The organism is Agrobacterium radiobacter, assembly GCF_040801995.1.
In the GTDB taxonomy this organism is placed as follows: domain Bacteria; phylum Pseudomonadota; class Alphaproteobacteria; order Rhizobiales; family Rhizobiaceae; genus Agrobacterium; species Agrobacterium radiobacter.
On sequence record NZ_JBEGHX010000002.1, the window covers coordinates 1953418 to 1964859 of the forward strand.

Consider the following 11442-nt stretch of genomic DNA (forward strand, 5'->3'; position numbering starts at 1 on the left):
CTGAAAAATCCCTTTCGCCGCGCAGACGCACGTCGGCTGGGTTCCTGTGACAAGCACAGGAGTGAGGGAAGAGAGTGGATTAGCCGCCCGCCCGCTTCGTCGTCTCCCGCACGATCAGCTCGAACCCGACATCCACCCGTGCACCCTCGGGAATGGCAGCGTCCTTTTCTGCCTCCAATATCGAAAGCAGCAATTCGCCCGCCTTGCGGCCGATCATCTGGGCGTCGACCCTGATCGTAGAAATCGCCGGATAACATTGCCTGCCGATATCGAAATCGCCAAAACCGAGGATGGAAATGCGTTCGGGCACATGAATGCCGCGGCGATGACATTCCATCAGTGCGCCGACGGCGGAAATATCCGAGACGGCGAAGATGGCCTCGACATCCGGGGCCTTGGCCAGCAGCGAGCCGAGCGTCTTTGCCCCGTGGTCATAGGAGACCGGCGCACTGCCTTCGCGAATGATAAGGTCGTCGGCAATGCCGGCTTCGCGCAGCGCCGCGCCAAAACCGAGAAGGCGGGTTTCGCCGCGCCAGTCCTTCACGTCGCCATCGGCTCTTGAGCCGAGCGCGCCGATTCTTTTAAATCCAAGTGATATCAGATGTTTGGCGGCGGTTCTTCCCACTTCGTAATTGGAAAAACCGACAGCATGATCGATCGGATGTTCGGGAACGTCCCAGATTTCCACGATGGGGATACCGGCGCGCATCAAGACTTCGCTTGCCATCTTGGTATGCACCGTGCCGGCGACGACAATGGCGTCGGGGCGGCGCTCCATCATGGTGCGGATGACGCGCTCTTCCTCCTGCAGATCGTACATGGTGTAACCGATCAGCAACTGGTAGTCGGCCGCGCGCAGCGCATTGGCGAGCCCTTGAGCGCTATCGGCGAAGTTGGAGTTGGTGAGCGTCGGCAGGATGGCGGTGATGAAATTGGTACGGCGGGAGGAAAGCGATCCGGCGATTCGATCCGGCACATAACCGAGCTTCTCGATGGCCTTCATCACCTTCTGGCGTGTCTCTTCAGACACCAGCGCAGGATCGGCCAGCACCCGCGAGACGGTCATCTTGGAGACGCCCGCGAGTTTCGAGACGTCGCTCATGGTAGCTTTTTTTGACGTGACTAACGCTGCGGCCAAGGGCGTGCGCTCCACCAAAGCATGTCTCCCTAAATTCGAACCGGTTCAGGACAAGACATACACGAAGATATCAAGGGAAAGCACGCCGCATGATTGCAGATCGGTGCGGCGTGCACCGGATTTATGCGACGCGGCTATAGACCAGATGGTAAAAGCGGCCGTCGCACATGCTCATCATCTCATCCGTCAGCACGCGGCCTTCCAGCCGGACGGGAGAAACCAGTGCTTCCTCCACCGCCTCCATCGACGGATAGTCGATTTCCTGCACCATGATGATCGAGGCCGCATCCGGGTCGGTGCGCTCGGTGCGCATCACCCGCACGGCCTGCGCGTTCGGCATGCGCTTCCAGACCGGCAGCAGTTTCTCCTCGACGATGCGGAAAAACTCCTCCTCCCGACCGGGGTGAATCCTGCCTTCGAAAATTGCCGAGCGTGTGTACATGTTTCCTCCCGAATGAATGCCGACCGAAACAGTTCTGTAGATCGGACTTGCAATGATACCGATAACATGCATTATTGGTCCTGCCAAGAACGTGAAACGGTGTCGAGCAGAGGAAAATCGATAACCAGCCGAAATTGTTGAATTTCATAGGGAATTCATCTGGTTTTGTGCTTTCGCGGTTTCTTGGGAGGAGTTTTTAGTCAATCGCGTTAAAATGTTATCGAGAACATTTTCCGGTTTGCGCAAGGCCGCTGTTCCACTTTGGGCAGCCACTATAGGGTTGGAGGAGAAACCATGAGCATATCCAGATTTCTGAAGAACATGACCGTTGCAGTCGGTGTTGTCGCAGCTTCGCTTGCTGCCACCACGTCCGCCCATGCCGTCTCGCTCAGCGAGATCACGGCGCGTGGCAAGGTCAAGATCGGCGTTCTCACCGGTGCACCGCCGATGGGCATGGTGGACGAGAAGGGCAATCCTTCCGGTTATGACGTTGATGTCGCCAATCTGATCGGCTCTTACCTGTCGCTGCCGGTGGAACTGGTGCCGCTGACACCGCCGGCGCGTATCCCGGCACTTCAGACCGGCAAGGTCGATTTCCTTGTCGCGACGCTTGCGCCGACCGGCGAACGCGCCAAGACCGTCATGTTCACGCAGCCCTACAGCGCGTTCAACATGGACATCATCTCCGGCAAGGACCAGAAGTTCGAAAATCTCGACAGCCTCAAGGGCAAGCGCGTTTCGGTCAATCGCGGTTCCTCGCAGGAAACCGCGCTGCGCAAGGCTAATGTCGAAGGTCTTGAAATCGTTGTCTATGAGGACGATTCCACCAGCGCCCAGGCTCTGCTTGCTGGTCAGGTAGATGCCGTGGCCCTGCCGTCCACGGTTGGCGAAGCGATCATCAAGCAGCGTCCGGAAGCCGGTCTGCAGGTTGGTTTCACCTTCTTCCAGCAGGGCAATTCCATGGCGACGAAGATCGAGGATTTCGAGCTGCGTCAGTGGCTGAACACTTCCATCTATCTCATGAAGATGTCGGGCGATCTCGACCGTATCTCGGTGAAGTGGACCGGCCGTCCGCTGCCGCAATTGCCAAGCTTCTGATTGAGCCTTTCAACGCGCCCGCCGGGGAACATTCCGGCGGGCCGGGAAATGTCAACGGAGTGACGCATGTCCTATACTTTTCAATTCGGCGCGCTCGCCCAATATCAGAATGAGATTCTGAACGGCATATGGCTGACGATCAAGCTGTCGGTCCTCTCCATCGTGCTGGGCTGCGCTTTCGGAATTCTTCTAGCCTCGCTGCGCTCCATCAATGGCGGCATCGTCCGTATCATCGTGGACGGTTATGTGGAGGTGATCCGCAACACGCCGTTTCTGGTGCAGCTTTTCATCGTCTATTTCGGTTTGCCCGGTCTCGGCTTTCGCGTCGGGGCGGATACGGCAGCGCTGATCGGCATGACGATCAATCTTGCTGCCTATTCGACGGAAATCATCCGCGCCGGCATCGAGGCGGTGCACAAGTCGCAGATCGAGGCGGGCGAGGCTCTGGGCTTCACAAAATACCAGATCTACCGTCACGTCATCCTCGTGCCTGCCATCGCCAAGGTCTATCCCTCGCTTTGCAGCCAGTTTGTGCTGATGATGCTGGCATCGAGCATATGCTCGGCCATTTCCACCCATGAGCTTGCGGCCGCCGCAGCCTTCGTGGAATCGCAGACCTATCGCTCCTTCGAGGTCTATATCGTCGTCACGCTCATCTATCTTGCGCTGGCGCTCAGCCTGCGGCTCATCCTTGCCCTTGTCGGCATGTGGCTGTTCGGCCGCCGCGTGGCCCGCAAGACGATGACCGCCATGCCGGAGGTGCAGTCATGACTCTTCGAACTTTCGGCTGGAACGAGTTCGGCTTCCTGCTGACCGCCCTGCAATGGACCGTGCTTCTGACGATCATTGCGCTCATCGGCGGTGGCCTCGTCGGTTTCTTCGTGGCGCTGGCCCGCACCTCGAATTTCAAGGCGCTGCGCATTGCCGCCGGCACCTATATCCAGGTTATTCAGGGTATTCCGGTGCTGATGATCCTGTTCCTGTCCTATTACGGCCTCAGCCTTGCCGGACTGGAACTGCCGCCACTGATTGCCGCCGGCGCATCGATGACGATCTATACGTCGGGTTATCTCGCCGAAATCTGGCGCGGCTGCATCCAGGCGGTGCCGAAGCAGCAGTGGGAAGCATCGGAATCGCTGGCGCTTACCCGCGCCCAGCAATATCGCTACGTCATCCTGCCGCAGGCGATCCGCATTTCCCTGCCGCCGACCGTCGGTTTTGCCGTTCAGGTCGTCAAGAATACGTCCATCGCATCGATCATCGGTTTCGTCGAACTGGCGAGAGCGGGGCAGCTCATCAACAATGCCACGTTCCAGCCGTTCCGCGTCTTCGTCGCGGTGGCCGTGCTTTATTTCATCGTCTGCTACCCGTTGTCCCAGCTGTCTCGTTGGCTGGAAAGGAGGCTTCATGCCGGAAGTAATCGTTGAAAACGTTCACAAGAGCTTTGGCGCTCTGGAAGTCCTCAAAGGCGTGTCGCTGACGGTCGGCCGTGGTGAAGTTTTCGCCCTCATCGGCCGCTCCGGCTCGGGCAAGAGCACGCTGCTGCGCTGCATGAACGGGTTGGAGAAGATCAATTCGGGCCGCATCGAAATCGCCGGCCATGCGCTGGGCGGAGATGCCACAGCGCTGCGCAAGCTGCGCACCGATGTTGGCATCGTGTTCCAGAGCTACAATCTTTTCCCGCATCTGACGGTCGGCGAAAACATCATGCTCGCTCCGCGCATCGTCAAGGATGTGGCAAAATCGGAAACGAAGGACATTGCCCGCGAGGTTCTGCAACTCGTCGGCCTGTCGGAGAAATTCGATTCCTATCCCGACCAGCTTTCCGGCGGCCAGCAGCAGCGCGTGGCGATTGCCCGCTCGCTTGCCATGCGGCCGAAGGTGATGCTGTTCGACGAGGTGACCTCAGCACTCGATCCCGAGCTGACCGAGGAAGTGCTGACCGTGATGGAAAACCTCGCGAAAGACGGCATGACCATGATCCTCGTCACCCATGAAATGGCTTTTGCGCGCCGCGTGGCGACCGAGACCATCTTCATGCACAAGGGCAAGATCTGGGAGCAGGGCCGTTCTTCTGAATTGTTCGCCAATCCGCAAACGCCGGAACTCCGGCAATTCGTCAAGGCCGATGTGAAGTAGTTCACCGGCGCAAAGGAAACTCCATGACCACTGAAATCGTGCAACTGTGCCCGCTTATCCCGGCACTGGAACAGGAACTTGCCGAGCGCTTCACCGTGCATCGCCTGTTCGAAGCCGCAGACAAGGCGGCGTTCCTTGCTGAAAAGGGCGCGGCGATCCGCGGCGTCGTCACCGGCGGCCATATCGGCCTGCCGGCGGATATCGGCGCGGCGCTTTCCAATCTTGAAATCGTCGCCATCAACGGCGTTGGTTTCGACAAGGTCGATCTGACTGACGCGAAACGGCGCGGCTTCCGCGTCTCCAATACGCCAGACGTGCTGACGGCCGATGTCGCCGACCTCGCGCTTGGCCTCGTTTTGGCGCAGGCGCGCAAGCTGCCGCAGGCGGATCAGCATGTGCGCACCGGCCAATGGCTGAAGGGCGATATGGGGCTTTCCACCCGTGTGGCCGGCCGCCGTTACGGCATTTTCGGCCTTGGCCGCATCGGTCAGGCGATCGCAAAGCGGCTTGAGGGTTTTGATGCGCGCATTTCCTACACGGCGAGAAGCCGTCGCGATGTCGCCTATGATTATCATGACAGCATCGAAGCGCTGGCTGCCAATTGCGACGTGCTGATCATCGCCGCCGCCGCCACTGCAGAAACGCGCCATATCGTCAATGCGGATGTGCTGAAGGCGCTTGGACCGCAGGGTGTGCTCGTCAATGTGGCGCGCGGTTCGCTGGTGGATGAGAAGGCGTTGGTCGAAGCGCTTTCGAACGGCGTAGTCGGTGGCGCGGCGCTGGATGTCTTCGAGGATGAGCCGCGGGTGCCGGAAGCGCTTTTCGCCTTCGATAACGTCACACTCGCCCCGCATGTCGGCAGCGGCACGCACCAGACGCGGCGCGCCATGGCCGATCTTGTTCTCGCCAATCTCGATGCGCATTTTGCCGGCAAAGAGCTGCCGACGCCGGTTGTGTGACGGACAACGAATTGCCTCCTATAGGCTGACGGCGCAGCTTCTGCTGCGCCGTTCCTATTCAGGCAGGCGGGACGTCATGGAGCCAGTTGCAAAAGGCAGGTTTCCCGGCAATCTCTTTTCGCCGTTCATATTTATATAATACGTATAAACCTACTATTCTGCTTCCTTGCAAAGTAATGAGGCGGAGAGGTGCGTTCCAAAGGCCCGAAGACAGCCGAGCAGAACCTGATGCCGCGAAAAAAGCGCGGCGTCACGCCATCTGCCACTCCTGCCATGAGCGAGAATGCCAATCCTTCCGACCGGCACGCGCTTCTGGAAGCGATGATCGACCACGTACCGGATTTTATCTATGCCAAGGATCTGGAAGGACGCTTCCTTTTCGCCAATCGCGCCATCGTCACCGAAAACGGCTTTGATACGGTCGAGCAACTGATCGGGCTCACCGATTACGATATTAACGGTGAGGCAGCGCGGCGTGCCGGCATTCCCGATACCGAGGCGCGGGTCATGCGCACCGGCGAACCGGATCTCGGTTACGAGGAACGCGCCATGCGCGGTGATATCGACCGCTGGCTCATGATGTCGCGCGTGCCGCTGAAGGACAAGGCTGGCAACATCATCGGCGTGGTCGGCGCCTCGCGGGATATAACCCAGAAAAAGGCTTCGGAGAGACTGCTTCAGGCGCAGGCGCATATTCTGGAAATGATCGTCGCCGCCGCGCGTATTGAGGATTTTCTCGAGGAGTTCGTCAAGGCCATCGAAAATCTCGCAACCGGACTGGCCTGCGCCGTGCGGGTGTTTGATGCGGCAGATGGGGAGCCCTCCGTTTATGCCTCGCCCGCACTTGCGCAGGAGGAGGGGCTGGCCGCACTTGTTTCCAGCGTCAGTGATCCTGAGTGCCTCACCCATCCGGCAGAACACATCGCCTTCAGTTTCGATATCCCCGCCAGCGAAGGCAAGGCGCATGGTTTCGTCTGGTGCATGCTGGCCAGCCGCAAGCCGGAGGCGGCGCTGCTGGAGTTTATCGGTGCTGCGGCGCGTATGGCGGGCCTGGCGATTGACCGCAAAAGGGCGTCGGAACATATCGCCTTTCTGGCTGATCACGACATGCTGACCCGGCTGCCAAACCGTCGTTTCCTCGATACGAGATTGCCTGAAATTTTGGCGGCGGCGGCAAAGACGCACCGACGGGTCGGCATCGGCTTCCTCGATCTCGACAATTTCAAGCAGATCAACGATACGCTCGGCCACAGCATCGGCGATACGCTTTTGTCGAAAACCGCCGAGCGCATTGCGAAAAGCCTCCGGAAAAACGATCTCGTTCTCCGGGTAGGCGGGGATGAATTCGTCATCATTCTTGAAGAAGGCAGGAACGATGTAGAAGCCCGGCTGCAGCGCATCCGTGCCGCGGTCTCGCAGCCATTGCGCATTGGTAATTACGATATCAAGGTCACATGCAGCATCGGCATGGCCTTTTTCCCGGAGCATGGGGAAACCACGGCGGAAATCGTCGCGGCCGCCGATCTTGCCATGTATGAAGCCAAACATAAGGGGCGCGACAGCATTGCCACCTTCACCCCCAATATGGCGGATGATCTGAGGAAGAAGTTCACCCGCATCGAGGAATTGCGCAAGGCCGTGAAGAGAGACGAGTTCGTGCTGCACTTCCAGCCGCAGGTCGATCTTGTCAGTGGCGCAATCAGCGGCGTGGAGGCGCTGGTGCGCTGGCAGCACCCCACGGAAGGTTTGCTTGGCCCTGCGGAATTCATCGGGCTTGCGGAAGAAACCGGGCTGATCGTGGAACTCGGAGAAAGCATTCTCAGGAAGGCCTGTCGTCAGGCGCAGGCATGGGCGGCCGCCGGCCTCTTGCCCGTCAAGATGGCGGTCAATATCTCGCCGCGGCAGTTTCAGGGCGGGCTGGTGCAGCAGATCAGGTCGGTGCTGAAGGAAACCGGCCTTGCTCCATCGCTCCTGGAAATCGAAATCACCGAGACGCTCATCATTCAGGATGTCGAAACATCGGTCCGGATCATGCGGGCCATCAAACAGATGGGTGTCAGCCTGGCGTTGGATGATTTCGGGATCGGTTATTCCTGTCTTGGCATGCTGAAGACCTTTCCGCTGTCCTGCATGAAGATAGACCGCTCGTTTCTCACCCACCTGCCCAAAAAAACCAAGGACAGCGCCATCGTCTCGATCATGATCCAGCTTGCCGGGTCTCTGGGTATCGATGTCATTGCCGAAGGTGTGGAAGCCGGCGAACAGGCGGCATTTCTGCGTGATGCCGGTTGCCCCTATGGCCAGGGTTATTATTTCAGCCGGCCGGTGCCCGCAGAGGTGATTGAAGACATGCTGGCGAAGAAGACGATATTCCCCACCGGCTTAACCGAAGACAGCAAATAGGCTGCCCCGGCGGCCGATTGTTTCAAATCGGCCAGACGTGGCTGTCCCCGTTTGAGGGAATTTGGTCTTGTCGTCAGCGCACGGTTTGCAGGAAAATACCCGCATCCATTTGCGGGTTTCCCCGCCTCGCTTTAGTGTTCTTCTGCTCGCACCATCCGCATGGTCGCGAGTCACGCGGGAGGATGCATGATCGACAAGCTGGAATTTTTCATTGCATTGGCGCGAGCAGAGCATTTCGGCCGTGCCGCGGAGGAGTGCGGCGTTTCCCAACCCAGTCTCTCGGCTGCGATCCGGCAGCTGGAGGACCAACTGGGTGTCGTTCTGGTGGTGCGTGCGGCGCGTTTTCAGGGGCTGACACCGGAGGGCCAGCGTGTCCTCGAATGGGCGCGCCGCATCGTTGGCGATACGCGCACCATGCGTGAGGAAATGCGCGCAGCCCGCAAGGGTCTGGCGGGCCACATCCGGCTTGCCGTCATTCCGACGGCGCTTGCGATGGTCCCGCGATTGACGGAGTCCTTCCAGGCGCGTCATCCTGATGTGACCTTTTCAGTCACGTCGCGCACCTCGCTTCAGGTGTTGAGCCAGATCGAAAACCTCGAGATCGATGCGGGAATCAGCTATCTCGACAACGAACCACTTGGTCGAGTGACCACGGTACCGCTTTATTCGGAGCGATATCACCTCATCACGGCAGGCGGAACGCCGCTCGCCGATCAGGAAAGCGTTACCTGGAAGCAGGTTTCCGGTCTTAGGCTATGCCTATTGACTTCGGATATGCAGAATCGCCGCATCATCAACAAGCATATGGCCGAGGCAGGCGTGGAGGCAAAGCCGACGCTCGAATCCAACTCCATGATCGTGCTGTTTTCCCATATACGAACCGGACAATGGGCTTCAATAATGCCGCGTAACCTTGCGGAATCATTTGGTTTCCCGAAACAGATAAAAATCATTCCGATCACCGAACCGGACGCGGAGCATCTCGTGGGCTTGATTGCCACACACCGCGAACCACACACGCCGCTTGTTTCCGCGCTGCTTCACGAGGCCCGTCAACGGGCCGCGGAAAAGGCGTTTGATAGGAATTTCCTATCAACTGACGGAAACTGATTATTGACCTGATCCCGCCCATCTCGACATTCTTCCAAACGATGCAGGGGCTGCGAAGGGATTTCACTATATCCCGCTCATCATTCCTTGCCCCGTCGGTTTGGGAGGACTGGCTTATGAATATCAGAGCGGTTGCCGCAGATGAGGCGGCCCGTGTTTCCGCCGTCATTGACGAACATCTCCACCTGGAGGGGCCGCTGTTGCCCATTCTGCACGCGGTGCAGGAAGAATTCGGCTACATCCCGGAAAGCGCCAAACAGATCATCGCATCCGCGTTGAACATCTCACGCGCGGAAGTCCATGGCGTCATAACCTTCTATCCCGATTTTCGCGATCATTCTTCCGGCCGACATGTCTTAAAGCTCTGTCGCGCCGAGGCCTGCCAGTCGATGGGTGGCGAGCCTCTTGCGGACACCATCAAGACCCGGCTCGGCCTCGACTGGCACGAAACCGCCGCTGACGGCTCTGTCACGCTGGAACCCGTCTTCTGCCTCGGGCTTTGCGCTCAGGCGCCGGCCCTGATGCTGGACGGCGAAGTCCATGCCCGTCTTGACGAGGATTGTCTTGGCGACATTCTGGCGGAGGCGCGCCGATGAGTGTCACCATTTTTATTCCCGGCGATTCCGCCGCGCTGGCTGTTGGCGCAAACCGCGTGGCCGAAGCGATCACCCGCGAGGCGACCAGCCGCAATCTTGATGTGCATATTGTCCGCAACGGTTCGCGCGGCATGCTCTGGCTTGAAGTGCTTGTGGAAGTGCGCACCGAACATGGCCGTATTGCCTACGGACCGGTCAAGGCAAGCGACGTTGCTTCGCTCTTCGATGCAGGGTTTCTCACCGGCGGCGAGCATCGTCTCTGTCTCGGGCCAACCAAGGATATCCCATTCCTGAAAAGCCAGACGCGTCTCACATTTGCGCGTTGTGGCGTCACCGATCCGCTGTCGCTTGAGGACTATCGCGCTTATCAGGGCATGAAAGGTCTCGAAAAAGCCGTCGCCATGGCGCCGCTGGACATTGTTGCCCAGGTGACCGAGAGCGGCCTGCGCGGACGTGGCGGCGCGGGTTTCCCGACGGGTATCAAATGGAAGACCGTTGCGGATGCGGTCGCCGACCAGAAATACATCGTCTGCAATGCGGACGAGGGCGATAGCGGCACCTTTGCCGACCGCATGATCATGGAAGGTGATCCCTTCGTGCTGATCGAAGGCATGGCGATTGCCGGCCTTGCCGTCGGCGCGACGAGGGGCTTCATCTATACGCGTTCGGAATATCCTTACGCTATCAAGGTCATGGAACAGGCGATCGAGATCGCCCGGCGCGAAGGCATTCTTGGCCCGTCCGTGCTCGGCTCCGGCCGCGCCTTTGATATGGAAGTACGCATGGGCGCGGGCGCTTATGTCTGCGGCGAGGAAACCTCGCTTCTGAACAGTCTTGAAGGCAAACGCGGCACGGTGCGCGCCAAGCCGCCGCTGCCTGCCCTGCAGGGTCTGTTCGGCAAGCCCACCGTCGTCAACAATGTCATTTCGCTCGCCTCCATTCCGGTCATCATGGATCGCGGCGCGGCGTTTTATCGCGATTTCGGCGTTGGCCGTTCGCATGGCACGATCCCGATCCAGCTTGCCGGAAACATCAAACATGGCGGGCTTTACGAGACCGCCTTCGGCCTGCCGCTCGGACAGCTCGTCAATGATATCGGCGGCGGCACGATCACCGGCCGCCCCGTCAAGGCGGTGCAGGTGGGTGGTCCGCTCGGGGCCTATTTCCCGGTTTCCTTATTCGACACGACCTTCGACTACGAGGCCTTTACCGCTGCCGGTGGCCTGATCGGCCATGCGGGTATCGTGGTTTTCGATGACACGGCCGACATGCTCCGTCAGGCGCGGTTTGCGCTTGAGTTCTGTGCCGTCGAAAGCTGCGGCAAGTGCACGCCCTGTCGCATCGGCTCGACGCGTGGCGTCGAGACGGTGGACAAGATCGCGCTCGGCATCGAGCGGGAGAAAAACACCGCACTCCTCGAAGACCTCTGCGAAACCATGAAATTCGGTTCGCTCTGCGCGCTCGGCGGCTTCACGCCCTATCCAGTGATGAGCGCGCTCCGGCATTTCCCTGCTGATTTTGCCCCCATCCCACGTGTTGAAGCGGCGGAGTAAGACC

Annotated in this window: 11 protein-coding genes; 9 read left to right on the plus strand and 2 right to left on the minus strand. The window is 59.2% G+C overall.

Features of this window, described 5'->3' with window-relative positions:
- Positions 1-79 precede the first annotated feature (79 nt).
- Together MRBLRC7O_RS22720 and MRBLRC7O_RS22725 are read right to left on the minus strand one after the other, a co-directional pair.
- A complete protein-coding gene (locus MRBLRC7O_RS22720) occupies positions 80-1102 on the minus strand; it encodes a LacI family DNA-binding transcriptional regulator (RefSeq protein ID WP_031234012.1) in 1023 nt (340 codons plus the stop codon).
- A gap of 157 nt (positions 1103-1259) precedes the next feature.
- The gene (locus MRBLRC7O_RS22725; protein ID WP_003505663.1) at positions 1260-1580 is read right to left on the minus strand and encodes a hypothetical protein; all 321 of its coding nucleotides are present in this window, start codon (positions 1578-1580) and stop codon (positions 1260-1262) included.
- Positions 1581-1874: 294 nt separating this feature from the next.
- Here MRBLRC7O_RS22725 and MRBLRC7O_RS22730 point away from each other — a divergent pair, with 294 nt between their 5' ends.
- From MRBLRC7O_RS22730 to MRBLRC7O_RS22770, 9 genes are all read left to right on the plus strand, one after another.
- On the plus strand, positions 1875-2678 hold the full coding sequence (locus tag MRBLRC7O_RS22730) for a transporter substrate-binding domain-containing protein (protein ID WP_020810902.1): 804 nt from the start codon (positions 1875-1877) through the stop codon (positions 2676-2678).
- A 66-nt stretch (positions 2679-2744) separates the two neighbouring features.
- Positions 2745-3449, plus strand: a complete 705-nt coding sequence (locus tag MRBLRC7O_RS22735) for an amino acid ABC transporter permease (protein WP_060727219.1) — start codon at positions 2745-2747, stop codon at positions 3447-3449.
- Positions 3446-4105, plus strand: coding sequence for an amino acid ABC transporter permease (locus MRBLRC7O_RS22740; protein WP_020009852.1), 660 nt, complete (start codon positions 3446-3448; stop codon positions 4103-4105). Before MRBLRC7O_RS22735 ends, MRBLRC7O_RS22740 begins: the two co-directional genes overlap by 4 nt.
- Positions 4086-4817, plus strand: coding sequence for an amino acid ABC transporter ATP-binding protein (locus tag MRBLRC7O_RS22745; RefSeq protein ID WP_020810951.1), 732 nt, complete (start codon positions 4086-4088; stop codon positions 4815-4817). The genes MRBLRC7O_RS22740 and MRBLRC7O_RS22745 overlap by 20 nt, the downstream gene beginning before the upstream one ends.
- A 23-nt stretch (positions 4818-4840) precedes the next feature.
- Positions 4841-5776 carry a 2-hydroxyacid dehydrogenase gene (locus MRBLRC7O_RS22750; protein WP_020810952.1) on the plus strand — a complete coding sequence of 312 codons (936 nt, stop codon included), beginning with the start codon at positions 4841-4843 and terminating at the stop codon, positions 5774-5776.
- Positions 5777-6004: 228 nt separating this feature from the next.
- Positions 6005-8179, plus strand: coding sequence for a putative bifunctional diguanylate cyclase/phosphodiesterase (locus MRBLRC7O_RS22755; RefSeq protein WP_112493703.1), 2175 nt, complete (start codon positions 6005-6007; stop codon positions 8177-8179).
- Between the two features lie 186 nt (positions 8180-8365).
- Positions 8366-9289: a LysR family transcriptional regulator gene (locus MRBLRC7O_RS22760; RefSeq protein ID WP_003505672.1), complete on the plus strand. Its 924-nt coding sequence runs from the start codon at positions 8366-8368 to the stop codon at positions 9287-9289.
- A gap of 116 nt (positions 9290-9405) precedes the next feature.
- Positions 9406-9885 (plus strand): formate dehydrogenase subunit gamma, encoded by a 480-nt coding sequence (locus MRBLRC7O_RS22765; protein WP_031234029.1) that lies wholly within the window; start codon positions 9406-9408, stop codon positions 9883-9885.
- Complete coding sequence (locus MRBLRC7O_RS22770) at positions 9882-11438, plus strand: formate dehydrogenase beta subunit (protein WP_112346355.1); 1557 nt, start codon at positions 9882-9884, stop codon at positions 11436-11438. The genes MRBLRC7O_RS22765 and MRBLRC7O_RS22770 overlap by 4 nt, the downstream gene beginning before the upstream one ends.
- Positions 11439-11442 lie beyond the last annotated feature (4 nt).